This is a genomic window from Paenibacillus sp. P4_E11 (genome assembly GCF_056401635.1).
In genome coordinates, this window is sequence record NZ_JBFUIX010000001.1 from 184,409 (window position 1) to 208,014 (window position 23,606).

The 23,606-nt window shown below is 53.8% G+C and carries 15 protein-coding genes; 11 read left to right on the forward strand and 4 right to left on the reverse strand.

The features are described 5' to 3' along the window. Positions 1 to 27: 27 nt before the first annotated feature. Together AC1DWB_RS00700 and AC1DWB_RS00705 are read right to left on the reverse strand one after the other, a co-directional pair. Positions 28 to 888 carry an ABC transporter permease gene (locus AC1DWB_RS00700; protein ID WP_477539157.1) on the reverse strand — a complete coding sequence of 287 codons (861 nt, stop codon included), beginning with the start codon at positions 886 to 888 and terminating at the stop codon, positions 28 to 30. Between the two features lie 212 nt (positions 889 to 1,100). Continuing rightward, the gene (locus AC1DWB_RS00705; protein WP_477539089.1) at positions 1,101 to 2,774 is read right to left on the reverse strand and encodes a type 2 periplasmic-binding domain-containing protein; all 1,674 of its coding nucleotides are present in this window, start codon (positions 2,772 to 2,774) and stop codon (positions 1,101 to 1,103) included. 196 nt (positions 2,775 to 2,970) lie between these two features. Here AC1DWB_RS00705 and AC1DWB_RS00710 point away from each other — a divergent pair, with 196 nt between their 5' ends. The 9 genes from AC1DWB_RS00710 (at position 2,971) to AC1DWB_RS00750 (ending at position 20,119) form a co-directional block, all read left to right on the forward strand. Then, entirely contained in the window at positions 2,971 to 4,647 is a 1,677-nt protein-coding gene (locus AC1DWB_RS00710) for a response regulator (RefSeq protein ID WP_477539090.1), read from the forward strand. Between the two features lie 54 nt (positions 4,648 to 4,701). After that, positions 4,702 to 4,848: a hypothetical protein gene (locus AC1DWB_RS00715; RefSeq protein ID WP_477539091.1), complete on the forward strand. Its 147-nt coding sequence runs from the start codon at positions 4,702 to 4,704 to the stop codon at positions 4,846 to 4,848. A gap of 288 nt (positions 4,849 to 5,136) precedes the next feature. After that, positions 5,137 to 8,190, forward strand: coding sequence for a family 78 glycoside hydrolase catalytic domain (locus AC1DWB_RS00720; RefSeq protein WP_477539092.1), 3,054 nt, complete (start codon positions 5,137 to 5,139; stop codon positions 8,188 to 8,190). A gap of 81 nt (positions 8,191 to 8,271) precedes the next feature. After that, positions 8,272 to 8,427 (forward strand): DUF1540 domain-containing protein, encoded by a 156-nt coding sequence (locus tag AC1DWB_RS00725; protein ID WP_477539093.1) that lies wholly within the window; start codon positions 8,272 to 8,274, stop codon positions 8,425 to 8,427. 195 nt (positions 8,428 to 8,622) lie between these two features. Then, positions 8,623 to 10,998 carry an S-layer homology domain-containing protein gene (locus AC1DWB_RS00730; RefSeq protein WP_477539094.1) on the forward strand — a complete coding sequence of 792 codons (2,376 nt, stop codon included), beginning with the start codon at positions 8,623 to 8,625 and terminating at the stop codon, positions 10,996 to 10,998. A 417-nt stretch (positions 10,999 to 11,415) separates the two neighbouring features. Further along, positions 11,416 to 12,723 carry an ABC transporter substrate-binding protein gene (locus AC1DWB_RS00735; RefSeq protein WP_477539095.1) on the forward strand — a complete coding sequence of 436 codons (1,308 nt, stop codon included), beginning with the start codon at positions 11,416 to 11,418 and terminating at the stop codon, positions 12,721 to 12,723. 34 nt (positions 12,724 to 12,757) lie between these two features. Beyond that, the gene (locus AC1DWB_RS00740; RefSeq protein ID WP_477539096.1) at positions 12,758 to 13,753 is read left to right on the forward strand and encodes a hydroxyacid dehydrogenase; all 996 of its coding nucleotides are present in this window, start codon (positions 12,758 to 12,760) and stop codon (positions 13,751 to 13,753) included. Between the two features lie 29 nt (positions 13,754 to 13,782). Next, positions 13,783 to 18,504 carry a hypothetical protein gene (locus AC1DWB_RS00745; RefSeq protein ID WP_477539097.1) on the forward strand — a complete coding sequence of 1,574 codons (4,722 nt, stop codon included), beginning with the start codon at positions 13,783 to 13,785 and terminating at the stop codon, positions 18,502 to 18,504. Positions 18,505 to 18,700: 196 nt separating this feature from the next. Beyond that, positions 18,701 to 20,119: an ABC transporter substrate-binding protein gene (locus AC1DWB_RS00750; protein WP_477539098.1), complete on the forward strand. Its 1,419-nt coding sequence runs from the start codon at positions 18,701 to 18,703 to the stop codon at positions 20,117 to 20,119. 162 nt (positions 20,120 to 20,281) lie between these two features. Here AC1DWB_RS00750 and AC1DWB_RS00755 read toward each other — a convergent pair whose 3' ends face one another. Beyond that, positions 20,282 to 21,301, reverse strand: coding sequence for a glycoside hydrolase family protein (locus tag AC1DWB_RS00755; RefSeq protein WP_477539099.1), 1,020 nt, complete (start codon positions 21,299 to 21,301; stop codon positions 20,282 to 20,284). 174 nt (positions 21,302 to 21,475) lie between these two features. On the opposite strand from AC1DWB_RS00755, the gene AC1DWB_RS00760 reads away from it, so the two are divergent. After that, positions 21,476 to 22,372, forward strand: a complete 897-nt coding sequence (locus tag AC1DWB_RS00760) for an AraC family transcriptional regulator (RefSeq protein WP_477539100.1) — start codon at positions 21,476 to 21,478, stop codon at positions 22,370 to 22,372. On the opposite strand, the gene AC1DWB_RS00765 is transcribed toward AC1DWB_RS00760, so the two are convergent. Further along, complete coding sequence (locus AC1DWB_RS00765) at positions 22,340 to 22,639, reverse strand: hypothetical protein (RefSeq protein ID WP_477539101.1); 300 nt, start codon at positions 22,637 to 22,639, stop codon at positions 22,340 to 22,342. The genes AC1DWB_RS00760 and AC1DWB_RS00765 overlap by 33 nt on opposite strands. Before the next feature lie 294 nt (positions 22,640 to 22,933). Between AC1DWB_RS00765 and AC1DWB_RS00770 the strand changes: the two genes are divergently transcribed. After that, positions 22,934 to 23,500, forward strand: a complete 567-nt coding sequence (locus tag AC1DWB_RS00770; RefSeq protein ID WP_477539102.1) for a metal-dependent hydrolase — start codon at positions 22,934 to 22,936, stop codon at positions 23,498 to 23,500. The last annotated feature ends 106 nt before the right edge of the window (positions 23,501 to 23,606 follow it).

Genomic DNA, 23,606 nt, shown 5'->3' on the forward strand with positions numbered 1-23,606 from the left:
TCTCCCCTCGGAAAGGTTAGTAGTGAATCAGAAGATTCTATAATTAGCCAAGCGGTAGGCTAGATAATACGACACGGAGATAAGGACGAACGAAACGCCTGACTTGAACAAGCCTACTGCGGTAGCGAGCGAATACTGGGCTTGCCCCAGACCCAATCGGTAAACGAACGTATCTATAATATCGCCAGTCTCGTATACAGGCGGACTATACAAATTAAACACTTGATCGAAGCCGGCATTCAGAATTTGTCCCAGACTTAATGTCGTCAACAAGATGATGATCGGCGCCATACCGGGCAATGAAATGTGCAAGGCCTGCCTCCACCGATTCGCTCCATCCACGACCGCAGCCTCATAGAGGCTCGGATTAATGCCGGTAAGCGCTGCCAGATACACGATGGTCGAGAAGCCGAAGTCTTTCCACAAATCGGTTGTGACCAGGACATAAGGAAAGTGCTTGGCATCCCCTAGGAAAAAGATCGGTTCGATGCCGAACCATTGCAGAAAGTGATTCACGATCCCCTTGGAAGGAGACAACACATCGATCAGAATCCCCCCCAGAATGATCCAGGAAAGGAAATGCGGCAAATAAATAAGCGTCTGAATGCTCCGCTTAATCGCCGTAATCCGAATTTCATTGAGCAACAAAGCAATCACGATCGGGACAGTCAGTCCAGCAATGACTTTCAATGTAGCAATGTATAGCGTGTTCCAGATGACCCGGTATATGTTCGGCAGGTGCATCATGTATTCAAAGTTATCCCACCCGACCCACGGGGAGCGGAAAATGCCGAATGCGGGTTTGAAATTCTGAAAAGCGATCACGAGCCCGAACATCGGTGCATAATGGTAGATGAGCACCAGGATGATCCCTGGAATCATCATCATATGCAGCGGCCACCGGGAATAGCGAGTATGCTTCTTCCGGGTGCTTGAGCCGGGAGTCGGTTTGGCGATTATCGTCTTCATAGGTAAGGTTCCTCGCAGCCGAATGGATTCGTTCGTTCGGGCAGACACAAGATCGGAGGGAATGGTTAAGTTCCCTCCGGATCGCTGCCAGTCGTGCTATTGTGTAGATCCTTCACTTTGTGGGGTTGTAGTTACTTCTTCTGCTTGGCGTTCCAATCGTTGACTTGCTTGGTCATTTCCTCGCCGCCGAGCTGGTTCCACTTCGTCACCATGGCGTCGAACGTATCGACGGAATCACCCAGAATGATCTTCATATACGTCTCGTTCAGCAGATCCGACAATGTGTTCTGGCGCTGTACCATCAGATCGGTAGGAACGCTGAAATATTGGTCGGGGTACATCCCGTTCTCCTTGACGATCTTCTCCAGCAGGCCGAGTGTACCCTCGGGACCGAACACTTTCCATGTTCCCCATTGGGAAGCGTCGCCGCCTTGATACTGCTTGATTTGATCGTAGTACCCTTTTTGCTCCGGATTGAGCTTGGTGGTGTCATTGGATTTCAAAGCCGCGTTGACCGCCAGGTAAGCGTCCAGATTCTTTCTCGCTCCCCAAGCTTGAACGTCCATGTACTTGAACGTATGGAATTCCAGCTTCGGACCGTCGTACATATACTTGAATTCCGATTTCTCACCGAACAGCTTCTGCACGAATGCATCCATAGTCTTCACAAGAGCATCCGGGTGCTTGCTCTTCTTGCTCGCTACCCAGAACGTACCAATTCCGGAGCTGATCTGACTTCTGACCGGCTCATTGTCGGCCGATGCCAGCGGGTACATCTCCCACTTCGCCTTCGGATCTTTGGCCACGGACTTGCTGAAGTAGTTAATCGGATTGGCCATCGTGCCAAATAACATACCGATCTTGCCTGCCACCATATCGTCTGTCAGCTGTGTCGTCGTTTTCACAGAAAATTCTTTGTCGATTTCACCTGCTTTGTACATTTCCTGCAGCTTGCTGAGCGCCTTCTTCGCTTCCGGCTGAACGGCGCCATATACCAGCTTGCCCTTGTTGCGTGGGTCTTCAATCCACATCTTTCCGTAGGCATGGTAGCTATTCAAGAAGTAGTTCAACCCGCCGAAGCCACTGAATATGCTGTTCGTCACGCCTAATCCAACCGTATCGGCCTTCCCGTTCTTGTCTGGGTCGTTGTTCTTGAACGCTTTGGAAATAGCGACGACATCATCCATCGTTTTCGGTGGAGCGAGGCCCAGATTATCGAGCCAATCCTTGCGAAGGTAGATCATGCCAGCCTGGTCCATCGTAGCGGTCACGTAAGGCAACGCCATCATCTTGCCGTCGACCGTAGCTGCTTTAATATTGATGCCGCCGTCTTCGTTCAGTTTGCTCTTGAGCAGCGGAGAGGCGAACTTGTTATACACTTCCGTCAAGTCCGCGAGCGAGCCGGCATCGGCCAGTTGCTTAAACTGCGTAGCATTGACCTTGAAGAAGTCCGGCAAGTCGCCGGAAGCGATCGTAACGTTAAGCTTATCCGTATAGCCCGCGGAATCGGTCACCCAAGTATTCTTGAGATTGAACCCGTACGTATCGGCCAAATACTTCGTCCAGATGTTGTTGTCCATCGTGTCGCCCTGAGCGAAGTTCGTTACATCGGCTTGCGCTCTTACGGTTGTAACTGTAACAGGCGGATCGTATTTAGTAGGTGTACCGGGACTTGCTGCGGGTGCGGTTGGTTTGTTTGAAGTGGCTGGAGTTGTTTCCTCGGTTTTGCTTGAGCAAGCCGCCAAGAACGTCATGGCTGCCATGAGCACAGCCATCGATGCTGCTGTTGCCTTTTTCCTTTTCACTTGTATACCCCCCATATGGTTTCGAATGCGTCTTCGTGTTCTTCCCTCCCAAAGTATAGTAAATAGAGCAGACGACTAACTAGGGTAATATTTTGACATCGTTTGTAATTCGTCAACTTCTTCCGGGAAAGCTGTTACAGCGGCATGGGGGACGTTTATAATGAACCCATAGGATTTGAAAGTGGAGGAATTCATCATGTACAACTTACTGATTGTCGACGACGAGCCGAGAATCGCCAACGGGCTCTACGAGCAGTTCCTCGACTGGAAGCAGGAAGAGCTTGGTGTTTTCCGGGCTTATTCGGCTGTGGAAGCACTGCGAATTTTAAGCACGACGAAGATGGATATCGTCTTGACGGATATCCATATGCCGGGTATGAGCGGTATTGATCTGCAGAAGAACATCACGGAGCTGTGGCCGCGCTGCAAAGTGATTTTTCTGACCGGCTATAGCGATTTCGAATACGTACAGTCTGCCATGCGTGATGGAGGGTTGGATTACATCCTCAAGGTGGAGGGCGATGAGCCGATTATGGCCGCAGTAAGCAAGGCGATTACGCTGCTCAAGGATGAGCTCGTATCCGAGCAGATGCTGCACCGAGCGGAACAACAGCTGCAAGCGGCCCGGCCGATGATTCAGCGAGAATATTTGACCAATCTGCTGCAGGGAGAACTGTCGAACAAGTCCATCGACCAGGATCGCTTCGATGAACTGCAAATTCCGCTCTCCGCCGAGGACGGCGTCCTGCTCGCGATCGGCCGGGTGGATCGTTGGCCGGAGCACGTCCGTCCGACGGACCGTTCTCTGATGATGTATGCGATCCAGAACGTCGCCAGCGAATACCTGAGCACCCTTAAGGCCCTGTCGTTCTCGATCAAGCCTTCCCACTTGGTATGGCTCATTCAACCCGCTCTCAAGTCGAGCCAAGGAAGTGTTGCCCTAACGGAGGAGGAGTGGGACAAGGCACAAGCCTTCCTGCGTGGCACGATGGCCGATATACAGGAGACGTGCAAGACGATGCTCCGACTTCCCATCTCACTTGCGATCAGCGGAACCCCCTGCGCTTGGGCGTCCACAGCGGCCCAGGTGTTACGGCTGGAGCAATTGTTCCAGCAAGGGCTAGGCCACGGACAGGAGATGCTGCTCTCCGACTCGAACCCGCAGCAGCAGGAGCCCTCTTCTTCCATGCTCCATGGCTTATCGAAGCAGGATATCGCCCTCCGACTCAGAGCGGTCAAACAGCTGGAGGCGTGTCTGCTGAGCGGTCAGAAAGAGGAATTCTACGAGCAGTACAAGGAAATCGTCGAGACCGCTCGACTGCTGCAGGCCTCCCCTGTTCATTATCCATTCGTCGTGGAAATTCAATATGCGATGACTTCCATGTTCTTGTCCTACGTCAACCAGCGTGGCTTCCTTGACGCCGTATCGACGGTTATGGATACCGGGCCGCTGCTGCGGGGAGGCTCCTTCGGCACATGGAGCGAAGCAGAAGCTTACTACTCCTCACTGTCCGAAATTCTATTCACCCAGCGAACCGATGAGCAGATGGACCGCACGCAAAAAATATTAACATCCGTCAATCAATTCATTGAGCTTCATCTGGCCGAAGACTTGTCGCTTGAGAGGTTGGCTGATCACGTGTACCTGCACCCGACGTACTTGTCTCGCTTGTACAAGCAAATCGCCGGGGTACGCCTCTCCGACTACATCAAAGACATCCGGCTGTCCCAAGCGAAGAAGCTGCTCGCCAACCCTCGGTTGAAAATTCATGAAGTCGCGTTGCAGGTTGGATTCGAATCGGCGCACTATTTCACCAAGGTGTTCAAGAAAGAGATGTATCTCACCCCGCAGGAATATCGAGACCGATGCTGATTGTACAGGTAGCAACAGATGTTATTATAATACTACCACGAGCTCGATGAGCCGGTGATTCTAACACGTAACGGGGAAGCGGATTTGGTTGTGATGAGTCATGAAGCATATCGTCGCATGGAAGCCCGCATCAAATTGCAATCGAAGCTGCTGATTGCGGAAAAAGCAGGTTGCAGAGGGAGCGCAATTAGTCGATCATGATCAAGTTATGGTAAGTCTGCGGAGGGATCATACCGTTATCCTCCATCGTATTTTGCATGGGCGGCGGGATTATCTTCGCGAGTTGTTCGGAGCGCTGGATTAATAAGAGGCTCCAAACAAGTTGATATTTTACAACATACCACAATAGATTCTCCTTGTTGGCCCCAAAATCTCTCCTCTATACTTAGGAAGATTAGGGGCTTTTCTCGTTGCAGAGGAGAAGTATGACCAATAAGGTAGTCCGAACACGGATCAAGGCTAACACATACAAGGAGAGACATACCTACTATGAATAAGCAGCAGGATAACCTTCAATGGGATGCGAAGTGGATTTGGGGAGGAGATGTAGCGAGCCCCCGGAATGAATGGTGGTGTTTCCGCAAAACGTTCGAGGTTCCGCTCGATGGTTGGAACAAAGGAAATGTGTCGATTACCGCAGATTCCCGTTACGCACTATACGTGAACGGTGTACAGGTTGGCCGGGGGCCGGTTCGCTCTTGGCCATTCGAGCAATCGTACGATACGTACGACATCGCCCATCTATTGCGGCCAGGTCAGGCGAATACACTGGCTGTCCTCGTGCAGCACTTCGGCTTGTCCACCTTCTACTACGTTCGTGGAAGAGGTGGTCTGTTGGTGCAATTGGACTTGACTGCGGACGGAGGGAACGTGGCAGTTGGAGCTGAAGGCGTGGATAAGACCGATACGGACGTTGCCTTGCGGATCGTCACAGACCGTACATGGAAGACGACACGACACTTGGGGCAAGATTCGCGCGCATCTAGGATGTCGTGCCAGCACGCATTCACGGAGCGGATCGCGGCAGCGGCGTGGGACGAGCACTGGATCGATCCGGTGTTTGCCGATTCGGAGTGGGATGATGCCCACGTGGTCGGAGAAGTCGGCTGCGCACCGTGGACGACGCTCAAGCCGCGCGACATTCCGCCGCTGACGGAAGGCGCACTGTATCCGGTTCGCATCGAGTCGTTGAACCGGGTCGTGCCGCTCGTGTGGACGTCCAACCTCGACCTGCGCTGCCAGATGGTGCCCGGCTGCGAGGACGACGCGAACGAATATGTATACGCCGGTTACGCGGCGACCGTCATTCGCGCAGCCGAAGCGGCCCAAATCGTCATCGGCTTCCCATACACGCCGCCTCACTTCAGCGCTTTGATCGTTAACGGCGTGAGGGTGGCGAAGAAGGACATTCCCGGCCACAAGTCGGAGCGCTATCTGGAAACCCGCCTGCAAGCGGGTGACAATCTAATCCTGATCGAGCTGGTCGGCAAAGATCACGGCCGCGGGTTATTCATGGGCATTGATTGTGACGCTCCATTCGAGTTGGCGGCTCCTGTTCTGTCAGGGGTTGCGGGGGTAACTTCCGCCCCTTCGCCGTTCGTGACAATCGGACCGTTCGAGTGCTACGAGTACATCGATCACCAGTTCGGTGAAGAAGCACGGGTCAAGCACCAGACGGTTATGGCTTGCGGCGAGATAGACAGCTCGATGCAGCTGTTGGACCTTGGTCCGGAAGCTTTACGGATCGTTGAAGCATTCCGTCAAGCTAGAGCCGCCACTCGCGTAGAGCAGTTGGAGCCCTTGTGCTCGTGGATTCGCCCCATGCCCGCGGCGTTCATCAGCCAGGAATCGATTCTGACACTGGCGGCCTGGAAGAAGCATTCCGAGCCCCTGCCTGTGCCGAATGCTCTGCAGCCGGTCGTTGCCGCTCACGCTATTCCTGGCATCGTGCCAGTGTTCGCTCAGGCAGACACGGAGATGATTCTCGACTTCGGCACACAGGCCGTCGGCTACATCACATTCAAGTTGGAAGCCGAAGCAGGTGTCATCGTCGACTTCTACGGATTCGAGCATATGCGCGATGGTTGGGTGCAGCATATGAACTATCTCGACAACTCGCTTCGTTACATATGCCGGCAAGGTCGACAGCAGTTCACTTCTTATGTGCGCCGGGGATTCCGGTACTTGATGGTGACTGTTCGGGGGGCAACTAAGCCGATGAAGATTTACAACATCCATCTGCTGCAGAGCCACTACCCCGTGGCCGAGATCGGTCAGTTCCATAGCTCCGATCCGTTGCTGAACGACATTTGGCGGATTAGCCAGACGACAACTCGGTTGTGCATGGAAGATACGTTCGTTGATTGCCCGGCCTATGAGCAGACGTTCTGGGTCGGTGACGCTCGCAATGAAGCGCTGGTCGCCTATTATTTGTTCGGCAGCGAGGAGATGGTGAAGCGCTCGCTTGAACTTGTGCCAGGCTCCCGCGGGCAAACCCCGCTATATGCCGACCAGGTGCCTAGCGGCTGGAACAGCGTGATCCCGAACTGGACGTTCTTCTGGGTGATTGCCTGCCGGGAATACTATACCCGGACCGGGGACCGGGCGTTCGCCGAAGCGGTGTGGCCGCATACAGCATACACACTCGACCGCTACCTGGAGCTGATCGACGAGCGCGGCTTGCTCTACATGAACGGATGGAACCTGCTCGACTGGGCGCCGATCGATCAACCGCGGGAGGGCGTCGTCGCCCACCAGAACATGTTCCTCGTGCGGGCGCTGCGAAGTGCAGCCGAGCTCGCTGAGCTGGCGGGCGCTGCTCGAGAAGCAGCGGCCTATCGGGCCGAAGCGGACGCACTCACCCAAGCCGTGAACGACTACCTCTGGTTTGAAGAACAACAGGCTTACTTGGACTGCATCCATGCTGACGGCCGCTTGTCCACCATTACGAGCATGCAGACACAAGTCGTCGCTTACTTGTGCGATATAGCGTCGGGCAGCCGCCGAACTCAGCTGGAGAGCTACCTGCTTCAGGCTCCAACGCACTTCGTGCCGATCGGCAGTCCATTCATGTCGTTCTTCTATTATGAAGCGTTGACCAAGATGGGAGCATACCGGCAAATGCTGGACGATATGCGCGAGCAATACGGGCAGATGATCGACTATGGTGCGACGACTTGCTGGGAGATGTACCCGAAACGAGCAGCAGACGGCAGCGTCATCGAGCAGGAGCTAACGCGCAGCCACTGCCACGCCTGGTCGGCGGCACCCGCCTACTTCCTCGGCACCTCAGTGCTCGGCGTGAAGGAGGCCGCCCCTGGCTGGAGCGCGGTCACCGTGCAACCAGAGCTCTGTGGGCTCTCGTGGGCACGGGGCAGTGTGCCTTTGCCGGAGCGCGGGCGCGTCGATGTGTCTTGGCAGCTCGACGCTAGCGGGCAACTGCACCTGGACGTGCAGTTGCCGGGCGATGTGCAGGCGGATGTGCGCTTGCCCGACGGCGTCGAAGGTACGATTCAGGTGCGGCGCATCGGCGGTCGGGGCTAGCTCTCGCGGCTGTAATTGAAGACGCCACTTATAATAAAAACCCGATTCGTCCATCCTAGAAACAAGGAGGTGAATCAGGTCATGGCCAAAGACGTGTTATGCGAAGTTAATTCCTGCAAGTACTGGGCAGCTGGCAACAACTGCAGCGCCTCTTCCATTTATGTAGTCAGCCACCGCGGCAAACAGGCTCATAATTCGGAAGAAACCGACTGCAAAACATTCGAACCGAAGATTTAACGAATTCTGGAAGAGCGGCTGCCCTACAGTCGCTCTTTTCTCTTTCTCGTTCTCTTATGCCTTATTGTACCCATCAATGAGAATCTTTATCACTATTCTCGTTCAAATTGTTTGAAACAAACTGCAACATAACCTCCTCTGCCTGCGTCTTAACATTGGAAAAGATTACACAGGTAAATATAGGAGGATTGTTATATGCCATTCGCTAAGAAAACGGCCATCTTCGCTCTATCCACCACCCTTCTGTTATCCGCCGTTCCATCCGCACTGGCGGCAGACGCCCCTTCCGCTGCTAGCAGTATGAACTCTACCATGCCTGCTGTCACTCCAGGCGCAGGCAAGTCGGATGATGCCACAGACACAGCAGCAGCCGTGGAAGCCAAGATTAGCAAAGAGAAAGCAATCGAGCTGGCCAAGACCGCTGTGCCGCTTCCAGAAGGCTATACCCTGCAAGGCGTTAACTTCAACAGTATTTCGTACCAGAACGGTAAGGGCGCATGGAACATCCAGTTCGAGAAGCGTGATCAGAACCGTTCCCTCGGCAACATCAACGCCACGATTGATGCCGACAGCGGCAAGCTATTGAATTACTACAGCTATGAGTACGATGCAGACCGCACGGTTACTTACCCGCCTAAGGTTGATTTGAAGAGCGCCAAGGATATCGCACAAGCCCTTTTACACAAGATGAATCCGGGCGAAGAAGCGAATGTACTCTATAACGATGATTTCGAAAAACAGTATAAGCCGCCACTCAATGGAGGGGTCCGCTATCAGATCCGTTTCGACCGTTCTGTAAATGGTATTCCATTCCCGCAAAACTACATCTCCTTCACGATCGATGGAGAAGGACGGTTCCTCGAGTACGATTATCGCATGAATTCGGACGTTACGTTCGAGGATGCCAAGGGTGTCATCACACCGGAAGAAGCGCTTAAGCAGTACCGAGACGCGAGCAATCCTTCACTTCTGTATCTACTTACACACCCGAACCGGAATGAGAGCACATCCAAACCCGTGTTGAGTTATACTCTGCCATTCGGTATGCTGGATGCGAAGACCGGTAAGATGTTGGATCAAGCTGGCAAACCCGCTCCCGCTCAGCCTAACTCCACACCGTTAACAGACAAACCGCTCGCAAGTAAACCGCAGGACAATCAGAACCTGAACAAGGATCAAGCTGTGGCAAAAGTAACAGCCGTCATCACGCTCCCTGCCGGGGCAACACTGCAAAACTCCTCTTACAACGAGAATGTAGACACCAAGACCGGAAGCGGCGGATCTTCCTGGAATTTAACTTGGAAAGTACCAGCCGAGAAAGACAAGGAATCTACTTACGTCCGGGCTACGGTGAACAGCAAGACGGGCGAGATAATGAATTACTATCGCGATCAGCCGTATTATTACGATAAAGCGGCAGACTCTGCTTCCAGCACGGTAGCCATTGACACGCCAGAGAAAGCCAAAGAAGCCGCAGCCGCATTCATCAAAAAAGTGATTCCGCAATATACAAGCGAGCTAGCATTCGATACCCAATCGTTGCAGCCGATTCCGGTTGAAGAACTGAAGCGCATGCGAACTTACGGCGTCATGTTCAAGCATCTGGTGAACGGGATTCCCACGGATTTCGAATCCTTGAGCGTCGGGGTGAACGTCTTCACCGGCGAAGTAGAGAACTTCTGGAACAACCTGTCCAACATTGCAATTCCGAATGACTTGGGCAAACAAATCGATGCAGAACGTGCGGAAGAGATCATCTTGTCCCAATATACGCTGAAGAAACAATACGCCCTTCCGAACGGACTGCCTGGTTACGACCCCTATGGCAAAATGATGCCAGTTCCACCTTCATCAGGGACCAGCGCAAAAAATGAGCCTGCAAAGGTCGTCTATGTGGCCGTACCTAACAACCCGTCGGAGTATGTATTCCTCGATGCCTTAACCGGCGAGTGGAGAAGCCGTGATACAGGGGCCATAACCAATCCTGACAAAGTCGTCGCGACCGATCTGGAGTCCCACTGGGCGCAGAGAGAACTGCAATTGATGATGGATTACAAAGCGATTGATGTCAAAGACGGGAAAGTGAATCCCGATCAAGCGATCAAACGCGGCGAGATGATCAAGATGCTCGTCACCGCTATGAACGGCGGCTATTACACAGCCAGCTACTCGGCTGATCGCAAAGCCTCGTTCGCCGACGTGGCGAACGGCTCGCAGTACTTCGCGTATGTGGAGTCTGCGGTGGATGCCAACCTAATCGAACGTAATTCGACCACATTCAACCCGGAAAGCAGCATGACACGCGATGAGATGGCGGAGTTGCTCGTAAGAGCGCTTGGCTACAGCAAGCTGGCTTCCACGCCGGGGCTGTTCAACTTGAATGTGAGCGATGCAGAATCCGTACAACACAAGGGCCATGTGGCCATCGTGCTCAGCCTCGGTATTCTGAGTACGTCGAACGGCAGCTTCCTGCCAGCGGCAGAAGTAACCCGTGCTACAGCAGCGACGGCATTCTATCGTTACCTGGAGAAGCGTTCCACACTTCAGGACACTCCGATCCGCAACTATTAAGTGGAACTGTGCATTAGCGAAACACCCCAACCTACTTTGTTCAGTGGGTTGGGGTGTTTTTTCTGATATCTGGTTCCTTATATTAATAAACGAGAACCACATTTGCCTTCACCTCCCTCATACTTCTCTCTTCATGTTTCCCTCAATATCAGCTTACAACCTCTTATTTATCAAGGCATTCAGCCAACTCCAAATATCTTTTGGTCTGTCCACACAAGAAACCAGTTGACAAAATATAAAGCGCTTTCTAAAATGAAATCAGAAACATTGAGAACCAGAAAGGAACCACAATGGAGGCGAACACAGAGAGGAGGAACACGTTTTTTACACAGCACAATATGATTCCCGTCACAAGAAGGGTTGCTGCTAGTCCGATCACAAGCGAGCACTAAACTAAGGTAGCGGAGGGTGATTACGATGAACAAGAAAAGAGGACTTCTGACTTTGACCGTACTGGTTTCTGTTCTGGTTTCAGCATGCAGCGGTCAAGCGAATAAGCCGGATTCCGAGCCGAAAGCTGAGGTCAAATCGAAAGAACCCTATACGATGCGAATTTTCGGGGGCGGCGTTACCCCGGCTGAGTTCGACGAACGGTTCAAGGAAGTGTTGAAGACGAAGTTCCCTCACATCACCGTTGAATACATACAGAATGCCAAAGGATCGACGATCACCGAACTAGTCGCCTCCGGCAACACACCCGATCTGATCCGCACCGATGTCCCCACCCTCCTCAGCGGCTACCTGGACCTGGACTTGGGCTTCGATTTGAAGGAGCTCATTAACAAGAACAAGTACGATTTGAAGCGATTTAACCCAGTGTTCCTCGACGAAATGGTCGATGCCGGACGGACGGGCGCCATTTATGGATTGCCGGTCCCGCCTTATTTTCCACAAGCGCTTTACTACAACAAGGACTTATTCGATAAATTCGGCGTTCCTTACCCGAAGGACGGGATGACGTGGGATCAAGTATACGAGCTCGCCCAGAAGTTGACGAGAGTCGACGGCGGCACTGTGTATCGCGGCTTCAGCTCCAATCCGGTCAACATGCTGCGTGACAACCCTTACTCCCTGCCGATCCTGGATCCGAATGCCGACCAGTTGGCCGATACCGAGAAATGGAAAGCGCTGTTCACCAACTTCAAACGTTTCTATGAAATTCCGAACAATACGATTGAGAAGACAGTCTCCCTGGAGAACGCCGCATTCAACAAAGGTACGATCGCCATGATGGCCAATCAGCACAGCGTGTACTTGACGATCCCGCCAGCCGTGAATTGGGATTTGGTCTCTTATCCCATCTTGGACGGGGCCCCTAAGTTGATGCCGCAGCGCGGGCCGGCCTACTGGTCCATCTCGAAGTCAAGCAAGCATAAGGAAGACGCCTTCGACATGATCATGGCGATGCTCTCGGATGAGGTGCAGATGGAAGACTCCAAGCGAGGCATCCCGACGACTCTCAACAAGCAGGACATCAAGAATGCCTTGGGCAAGGCGCACCAGATCTACAGTACGAAGAACATGAACGCCATCAATTATTATCAGCCTGTTCCTTACACCCCTAAGCGAAAGGTCGGGCTGCCGGATGTGGCGGGAACGACGCAGCAAAGCCTGCTCAGCCAATCTTTTATCGATGTCGTCTCAAGCAAGGTGGATATGAATACAGCCTTACGTCAGTTGGATGAGAAGCTGAAGGCCGAGATTGTGCAGCAGAAGAACAAATAGCAAGACGTATATAGAGGAGAGAGGGAGAGAAAACATGGGAGTAAAAATAGCTGTACTGCCAGAACCCAAAATACAAAATAGAATATTCAGCGACATCCATTGGAGACAATTGGAAGCCCTTGGGACCGTCATTCGTAACGTTCAGGATGGCATTCCACAACCAGAGACACTGAAGGCGGTCCTGGAGGGAGCCGACTTCGCTATCACATCGTGGGGATGTCCCCTGATGACGCAAGACATTCTGGATCAAGCGCCCCATCTGAAGGCCGTGATCCACGCAGCCGGAACGGTGAAAGGGGTAGTGACTCCGGAATTGTGGGAACGCGGTATTCGTGTCTCCAGCGGGAACGGGCAGTTGGGCATTGGCGTCGCCGAGACAGCACTAGGTTTGACGATCGCTTCGCTGAAGAACATGTGGGCGCTATCCCAAGCGACCAAGGCCGGAGGTTGGACCTCAGGCAAGGATAAGGTGCGGGAATTGTACCAGTTGACTGTCGGTGTCATAGGAGCAGGGAAAGCCGGCAGTCATTACATCAAGCTGCTGCGTAGCTTCCACTTGGATATTCTCATCTATGATCCGATCATGACACCTGAGCAAGCCACCAGCATAGGGGCGACCCAAGTAGAGCTGGACGTTCTGCTCCGAACTAGCGACGTGGTCTCCATCCATGCACCGTCACTGCCGGCAACATACAAGTTGATGAACCGGGAACGGCTAGCTCTGATGAAAGATGATGCGATTCTAATCAATACAGCACGGGGATCGATTGTGGATGAACAAGCGCTGGTCGAGGAACTGAGCAAAGGCCGGTTGTTCGCCTGCCTCGATGTAACCGACCCGGAGCCTCCGGCAGCGGATCATCCTTTTCGTAGCTTGCCCAATTGCATTCTGACCCCGCATATTGCCGGGGCTGTCAACAACGGCGTGATGCGCCTCGGACAATTCGCCATTGACGAAGTGAAGCGAATCCTTGCTGGAGAAGCGCTTGAAGGCGAAGTCAGAGCCGCACAAATGAGTACGTTGGCTTAACTTAGATCGATGTTCGGGAGGGATAATCCATGTTTCACGCCATACGAGCCAGGTTCCATCCACAGCTGCGAACAAAAGGGTTAAGCGTGCTGCTAGCGATCGCGGTAGCGGTCGGCGGGTTCTCCGTAGGACCACAAGCAGCACGAGCCGATAGTCAACAAGTCGGTGAAGTGTTCTATGATTTCGAGAGCTTCAACCTCGGTCCCCTTAACGGACAGAACGGTTGGACGAATGCCAGTCCGGAAGTGACCGTAACGAACCAGGTGTACGCCGACGGCGGCACCAAATCGATGATGATTGCCGATAATGACAAGACCAAGGCATTGGGAGCCCGAACAGCCTTCGCTCCGATCGTGCGCGGCAGCGTGGAATGGTGGGCCAAGCCCGAGACCGCGGATCGCCTCGTGATGCTGCTGGAGAGCACGGGACCTCAAGGAACGAAGCCTGTGGAATGGATCGGATTCCTGGCCAACCGGACGATCGAGTATTACGACGGCGCGACCCGATTGAATTCGACCGAGACCTATGAGCCCGGGCACTGGTATCGGTTCCGCGTCGACTTCGATGCAGCTGCCGGCAAGAAGACGATTACGGTGTTCGATGGGAACGACTTGCTTCTGCTCCGCACGGATACGGCATTCCGAGATTCATCTGCCACATCGGTCAATCTATTCCGTTTGGCCACCATCTCGACCGGTCTCGGCACGTTCTATGTGGACAATGTCCGTATCCGCAACTCTGCACTCGTCGCCCCCGGCAGTTTGCAGAGCTTGAGCGTATACCCATCCTCGATGAATGTCATCGTCGGACAGACGAAGCAGGTGAATGTGCTAGGCCACTATTCGAATGGGGATGTGAAAGTAATGGATGAAAATGACACCACGTTCACTTCCGCCGCTCCAAGCGTGGCAACTGCGGTGTACGGCCATGTCCACGGCCTCTCTCCTGGTTCAACCGTAATCAATGCCGTCTATGGAGGTGTTCAGGCTACCATGGAAGTGAATGTGCTCGACCCGAACGACATTCCTCCTTATAAGGATTTGACCTTGCGGCCGCTTACTCGATCAACAGACCTGCACGGACTGCGGATCATCGTGCCAGCTGGGGCGGAATGGGCCGCGCTGGGCCAGCAGATCGCCGCGGCTCTGCACACCCGTTGGAATATACAGGCCAGCGTCGCGCTCCCAGACCGCGACAAGTTCCAGTCCGGGTGGACGGGCAATACGCTATTGATCGGCTCGCTTGGCAATAACGAGCAACTGGCCCGCCTGTACGGCCAGCGGATGTCGTATGCCGATGCGGTCTATCCCGGCGACGGAGGCTATCAGCTGCATACAGCGATCGACCCGTTCGGGTTGGGCGGCAATACGATCGTCTTGGGCGCAAGCGACTTGGCTGGCGCGACGTTAGGCGTCGACAAGCTGCAGCAAGCGATCGGCTCTCAGTCCGAACCCGTGCTGCCTTGGCTTGCCGAGGTGCATGTATCTGCTCAAGCCGCCTCCTACTTGCAGTTCGACGGCAACCCAACGGAAGCTAACATCCAAGCCGTATTGGCTTCCGTCGACACATGGCTCTCGAAGCTGAAGCCAACCGTCGGCAGTGAAGAGGACGCAGACTCCCTCCTCTATGTCCTCAGCCGAATTAAGGTGTTCGGTGAGAACTACCAGCTGACTCGAAATGCTGGCTTTGGCGAAATATACCGCAAGCTGCTGCATGGCTACGCCAATTTCTTGAACCGCTATCCTGCTGAAGCCAAGGGACAGCTGAACGCCAGGGCGAACATGTGGACGGACGGCGACAAGGTGATCCAGAACTGGACCATGCTGGAGGCGGCGCCTCTGTTCACCCAGTTGGAGCGCAAGCAGATCACATCCGCCTTCTACTTGACCTACGAAGCAAATGCCCGGGACGGTTACTTGACTGGGGCCGCGGCAAGCGGGCCGCGCTGGAATCATCAGATCTTCCCGGCCTTGTCCCTGATCGCGGGAAGCCAATACTTCCACAACTATTATAGATTGCCTGAAGCCGCTGGATGGCGACAGCTTGGCGAGCGGATCTTCACGGGTAATACGTCGTACATCAGCCTCGACGAAGGCTCCGACTACTTGATGCACGTGCCGATGACGAATATCGACTATGCGATGGCAACGGGCAATCTGGATTTCATGATCCGTTCCTTGCGTCCGAGCGCTGACCTGAATGCTCTCATGATCGATAACTTGGGCACGATGGCCGGCGGCGGAGACACTTATCCATTCGGCTACAGCGGTCCCTACTCGTGGGGACATTCGCAGGTGATGAACGCCGCTTCCTGGTTGTATGGGGATCCTGTGTACCGCTTCCTGCTCGAACGATCAAGAACGGGACCGTTCCCTGATCAGCGAGCGCCAGACCTGGATTATCCCATCCATCGGTATATGGCGTTCCAGGCGGACGAAGCCGCAGAAATTCCCGAGGGCATATATCCGAAGGTGCAGGCTTTCCCTGTAGAGCAAGGCGTGTATGATGACTTGCGGGATGGCGAGCAGACGCCGCTTGATGTAGCCCTGGAGGATACATTCCACAAGATGACGTTCCGCGAAGGCTTCGGAGTGAACGATAGCTATCTGATCGTCGACGGATTCTCGGCAGGCACGCACGGCCATCAGGACGGCAATGCCATTCTGAACTACACGGCCGACGGCCGATTGTTCCTGACCGACCGCGATTATATCGAGAATACGCCAGAGCACCATTCCGGGCTAGTCGTGGTGAAGGACGGCGAGCAGAAGAAGAAGCCGCCTCTCGCTGAGCTGCAATGGGTCGTGGATGCAGGCGGCATCAGCTTGAGCCGCAGCACCGTACCGAATTACAACGGAACCGACTGGCAGCGGTCGATTATTAGTCCGAACGGGTCATTCTACGTCATCTATGATGATGTGACGTTCAATCAGCCCGGTGCCTATGTATTGAAAAATCAATGGCAGACCATGGGCGAGCCCAAAGTTCGTGATGACCGATTCGAAGCCGAGCAGATGGGCGTCACGATGTCCATCGACAGCATGGACGCTTCCGAATTGCGCACGTTGGACCGGTACGGTCATTTCCGCAAGTATTGGAAGTCGGAGAATCCATATCCATACGCCGATCAGGAGACGGTGCTAAGCGAAGTGCTAGAGGAACGAAGCTATGCGGCCGGTGAACAGACGGGATTCATCAACATGCTGTCCAGTCGTAAGGAGCAAGATCCCGCTATCCACACGAAACGACTGAACGAATCGACATTGGAAATCAGGCAAAAAAATGAGCAGTGGCTTGCGATTCAATCCGCACTGGACAGTGAAGAGTTGACTTCCAATGGTCAGTTCCACCTCATTGGCGAAGATCAGCTGCTCGCTGTGGAAACGACCGAAGTGCGTATCGGCTCCCAGATGTTGCAGTTCCCGCAGCCCGTCTTGTTCAAGATGAACACCTCCACCGGGGAGTGGGCGACCTATTCGCTGCGCAAAGACCTTGTGCAGTACGATGCCCAGGGCGAACCTATTCGCGAAGGCGCACTGCAATCCGGTACGGTGACATGGACGAAGAAAATGCAGCAGAAGCTGGAGAAAACAGTGAAGGATCGGGAACGTCCGAGTACGTGGTCCAAACCGCGGCCCGACCAACAGCAAGATACACAGGACTGGCAACGCGTGTACCGCTTCTCCGAGCAGGTTACGGATACGGCTTGGGGCGATCTGAATGGCGACGGCCAGGAGGACGTTGTGCTTGGTGGAATCGGTGGCAAGGTTCAAGCCGTGAACGATGCCGGGTCGGCCTTATGGAGCTTCACGGCTGCAGGACGCGTGAACGAGGTGACCGTTCAGTCGTTGAACGGGCAGCCTGTCGTCTTCGTCGCCACCGAGAACTGGTTCGTGCATGCCCTGAATGCGCAGGGCCAGGAGCTGTGGCGCTATGAGTTCCCTAGCGACGCCGAGCATCGAGAGCGTAAGGGCAATCTGCTCGGTATCACGAACGTCCGGGTAGCTTATGTGAACGGCGCGAATCAACCTCCTTGGGTTATGGTCGGCTCGCAGTTCCGGTATATCTATGGACTGGATGCTACCGGCCACCTGCAATATGAGGATTTGCTGTACTTCTACGGCATCGAAGATATGGCATTCGCTGACTTTGATGGCGACGGCAAGGACGAGGGTGTGTATGCACTGGAATATGCCTACTACGCTTATTGGAATGAGAAGGTGATCGTCCGCGGCGGAACTGGCGCCGGTCCAGGGTGGAAGGTCGTTGACGTGCTGACCGATAGCACGGGGAGCGGCACAGGCAACAGCTCGCCGGCCTTCGTGCTCGGGACGAAGCAGAATGAGCTTCGGTTCGTCGCCTACCGAGGCAAGCTGGATGAAATATGGAAGCGTAACGTCGGGGGCGAAGTGAATGATATCCGCCATGGCGACTACAACGGGGACGGCGTAACGGAGATCCTAACGGGGACGGACGGCTTCCAAATGTACGCGCTGAACCCGGATGGTACCGTCCGCTTCCGCCAGACGCTGGAGGATCGCGTTCTGCAGGTAGACGGCTGGAACCGTGACGGCCAGGCCCATTATTGGGCCGCTGCCGATCGTGGCTTGCTGGTCCAGCTCTCCGATCAGGGGATGATCGAGAAGACGGCCCGCTTCCAGCATGATATCGCCGCCCTTCAGGCAGGCGCAGCGCAAGCGAAGCCGTGGATTGTGTTGACGAACGGTGAAGTATTCCGTTACCGTCGATGAATGAAGTCGATGAATAAATCGATGAATAACTAGAAGCTAATCCGTTCAAAGCTTGATCCTTAGTTCGCCCTGTCGGAACCGTTATGATCGGACTTCAGACAGGGTGAACGGTCAAGCTTTTTGCTGTCTTGATACCACTGACAAACTCTTGTATGCTAGGGGCAGAACTTATCAAATGAATAATGGATGGATTACTATGGAAGATAAACCTAGTCGCAAACAGTTTCAATCCCGACTGGACAGCATGGTCGATGCCGTACGCAACGGAATCATGAGCGGAACGCTGCGCGAAGGGGATTATCTGCCTTCGGAGAAGGCTTACGCCAAGCAATACCGGCTCAGCAACCGCTCGGTACGCCAAGGCCTGGAAGGACTCGTCGAAGCCGGATTAATCGAGAAAATCCCACGGGTAGGCAACAAAGTCGCGGCCCGCTTCACCGGAAGCGACACGGTTGTCTTGAAATTCGCCTGCCATCGGTCCCTTCTGCAAGAAGCGGCCATGACGATGCTGGTCGCCGAGTTTCAGAAGCAGCATCCTGGCATTCGTGTCGAATTCGTCGCCACCAGTTCCGGCATTAACCGTCATTCCGTCATCAAATCCATGATTGACGGCGGTCAAGTCGATGTGTTCACGATGAACTACAACGGATTCGATGATATGAAGCATCACCATGGCTTCGGAGACTTGGAGACCCAGGAGCCCAACGCCCAGATCTATACAGCGCTGACGGAAGCGCTGTCCTATGAAGGGCAGTTGAAGGCGCAGCCATTCATCTTCACTCCGTTGATTCTGTGCTATAACAAAGAGCATTTCCGCGAGAAGGCCGTGTTGGAGCCGGACAGCGGGTGGCGCTGGGACGTCCTGTTCGAGCAAGCGTCGAAGCTGGCGGTGGAGAATGAACGGCTCGGCTTCTACTTCCACTTCCCGTCCAGCAACCGCTGGCCGATCTTCCTGCTGCAGAGCGGCATACGGTTCGATCGCGACGAGCAAGGCCACTTCTCTATAAGCGGCCATCAGTTGATGGACAGCCTGAAGGCGTGCCGCGAGCTGATCCATATGCAGAACCGCTTTCCCCTGTTCTTATCCGAGACGGATGCCGATGCCGAGGAGCTGTTCTTCAGTGGTAAAGTGTCGATGATTATGACAACTTACCTAAGTCTGAATCATCATGTCCGGCCTGAAGGATTCGAATACGATGTTGCGCCGCTGCCGTATCTGAATGACCCGAGAACTCTGCTCATGGCAGTTGGGCTGGCGATTAACGCGCATTCCCAAGCTAAGGAAGCCGCCAAGCTATTCATCGATTTCCTGGTCTCCTATCAAGCACAGCTTATCGTGCGCCAGAAGACATTAAGCATTCCGAGCTTGAAGCCGGCTGCTGAATGGAACGGCAAGGAGAGCATGTATCGGCCTTCGCGCTTCCACATGTACCGCGACATCATCCCGACGTTTCGAACGTTCGGCACGATGAACATGTCCATCAAGGAGCTGGACATGTTCTACCGAGAAGCGAAGCTGTACTGGTCTGGATTGGAGACGGAAGACGCCACCTCCCAGAGGCTGGAGCGCTTCTTGGAGCAGTTGGGTGCACCGGAGGGCAGCGTAGGATTGTAAGTTATAGACCGCCTCGCATGATGCGATAGGCAAGGGATGGGGCTAGACGGTGGATCGAGGCGAGCAGCTTGCTCTTGCCGATGAGGATGTGAGCCTTGTCCCGGGCGATGCCGTCCATCAGCTCCTGACAGAAGGCGTCTGGCGAGATCTATCTTGAATGGATTAGCTTGCACAGACCGTTGCCGAGGTTGCAACGGTGATGGTGCGGTATTCGTTGGAAAGATGGCTGGTGGTATCACCCTCTTGTGACGGACGGACGGCACAGTAAAAGTGGTACAGAATGCCGATATGATACACGACACTTGCCTTGTGAGCATGCGTGGCATCCAACGACCCTTGTGGACCGTACGGTATTATCGGTTCGTCATGCTTCTCCCAGGTAATCAAGTCGCGAGAAACAGCCAAGCCTTCCTGCGCATGAATGCCGTTATAGCCGAAGTAGAAGATCAACCACAGCTCCCCGTCCTTGTAAATCGCCGGATCCGATACGAATTTGCCGTCCCATCGACCGACGGATACTGGAATGACCGGATTATACGGCACCCGCTCCCAATGCAGCAGGTCTTCGGATATGGCGACTCCGGTCTGCTCAGACCATTTGCCGGAAGTAACATCCTTGGCGTTGTAGAACATATAGAACTTCCCCTCGTGTTCGACAAGGGAAGACTTGTACAAGCCGCCCCGCTCCCACTCCGCGCCATCCTTCCAGCTGAATATCGGCCGCTCAAGCTTATGCCACTCCAACAGCTGTTCATCTTCACACCAAGCTAGCCCTATCTCCGCCGCTCCTGCCTCATAGCCTGTAGAAGGGTAGGAATGGTACATCATCCAATAGCGGTTGTTATACTTGCGAAGTGTGGGCAAGTCGTACAACCCGTCGGTTTGTTTCAGAATCCAGGTGCCTGCGGCTCCGACATGATCCCAATGCGTGGTCTCCTCGCGTTTCAATATGACGTCCAGATGCTCCCAATCCAACAAATTGTCGCTTACCGCCAAAGCCGTTTGGTAGCCGATCCCGTCAAACCCGATATAGGTCATATAGAAACGGTCGTTGTGGCGGAATACGAATGGGACATCGACACCATGACTGTCGAATGCGCCCTCGATGCCAGAGCCTTCAAGAACAGCGCGGCCCAGCTTGAATGGGGTTGCAACCTTTTCAACAATGGAAGATTTCATCATTCTGCACTCTCCTCGAGCATTATTATGCAGTATCCGTTCTATACGGACCTGTTGTACAATCAGAATATCAAATTGATCTAGGGTTATGAATGACATACACCATTATGAATTTGACATTTTCCGATGTAGAAAGGGGAGAGTGTCCTGCAGCTCGATGAGACGAAGTATCTATGGATGAATAGCGCTTCATTGCCTGCCTTTATTCGTTGCAGTCAAACGGTGTTCGCCCCTGGCAAAACACATGTAAGGCGGGTATTTCCGGCATTTGTCGCGATGTTCATCATGGAGGGAACGGTCTATTTCACGGAGAACGGCCAGCCTTATGAGCTGAAGCAGGGCGAGTGGTTCATTCAGACACCGGGCCTCCTGCATTACGGACACGCCGCTTCAAGCGAACGGGCCGCTTATTATTGGATACACTTCATGCCGACTGGCCGATGGGACATTCGTAATGATCGCCTGGTCGCCCAAGGGGCGGGCGCATATCGCGTGCAAGATTCGGGCGACGGCATCCGTATACCTGAATATGAGTTCTCCGTCGCGATGCGGCACCGTTCGTTCCCTATTGATCTGTGGAAGCTGGAGCTAGAGGACTTGTCCTCGCCCATGGTTAACCGTAATCCGCTGATGGCTCAGAGCCGGCTGCTCAAGCTGCTGTCGGACATGCAGCATCTCGTCGATATCGTCCACCCCCTCTCGGCGGGACAGCGGTTGGCACAGCGGGTTTACGATTACTTGCACCAACATTATCTCGACACGATTACGGTGGAACAACTCTCGCATCTCTTTCATTTCTCCGCGGATTACTTGACCAAATGCTTCCGTGCCAAATACGGCGTTCCGCCCATTGTGTATTGGATCGGACTACGCATGGAGCATGCCAAAAACCAGTTGATCAGCACAAGTCGCCCGATCCGCGAGATTGCCGCCGAAGTCGGATATGAGGATTTGTCAGTGTTCAGCCGCGCATTCAAGAACGATCAAGGCATCTCGCCAAGCCTCTATAGAAGCCGCGCCATACGGACCCAGCCGGCCCCCTCATATCCCGAATCGTCGGATTTGATCCCATAGTTGTTCCGCATACAGGATATCCCGCTGCTTCGTTCCGATCAGATCGAAGTGCGGGTATTGTTCCCGGCGATGAATATACTTCGGATTCAGTCCGTTACGGAGGCACCACGCCGAGAGCACTTCCAGATCGGAGCATCCCACCTTCGTGACCGTTCGGATGCCTGGAAATCTTGGTTCGAGCCAGTAGTGGGTCAGGTACGCAATCTCTCCGCGGCTCACAGCAAGCTTCCATGCCTTCAATTCTTGCCTTGTAATGCCGAATGCCATTGGTTCAACCCCCTCCCGTTCCCTACAGTGTACCCTATTTCCCCCTGCCAATAAATCCGTCCGTAACCGTCGCCGCAATCCTTTGGAATTTATTGTGATTTTGCTTATTGACACGAAAATAACCATCGGTTATATTATAACCATAGGTTAGTAACCGTTGGTTATAACACGACGAATAAAGGAGATTTGCTCATGTCTTTTATTTTATTCCTTGTTTTATTCGCTGTCGTTTGTGGATTGCTAGACGCCAAAGTCCGCCGCTCGGATTCCCCAATCAGAAAAGGAGTGAAGTAAATGTTCGCTGGACATTTCGCATTAGCTGCTGCCGTCAAGGCTAAGACTCCGGAAGTGCCGCTGTGGGCGCTGATGGTTAGTACGCAATTGTTGGACATCGTCTTCGTCCCCTTGTTCTTGACCGGAGTGGAGACGATCGATGGTGAGGGATATGGCGGAGCTTACATTCACGCTGATTATACCCATTCCCTGCTCGGAGCGCTGTTGATTTCGCTTCTTGCCGGTTTGGTTGCCTGGCGGCTGTGGGGGAAGAAGGGCGGACGTGTAGTTACGGCCGTAGTATTCAGCCATTGGCTGCTCGATCTGGTCGTGCATCACGCAGATATGCCCCTCTTACCAGGAAATGCCGGGAATTTGCCTTTATTCGGGTTCGGCATTTGGGAACTGACGTCTCTGAGTGTTGCGCTGGAAGCGTTGCTGATTGTGATCGGGGCAGTCATGTATGGGCGGTCTGTGTTGATTGATAACCGTAGAAGCACTCCTACTCTCGCCAAGGTTGCTGCTTCCGTGATGAGTGTATTGCTTGTTCTGTCTCTAGTGACTGACGTGATGCATCTGATCCCTTAACGCGTGTACTGCTCAGGCTGACCCAACTCAACCATACTGTCACTACATCCGTAGAAACCTTATGTGGCGATGGTTTGGACAGGGGTTTCACCCCCCTCGCCTCCAC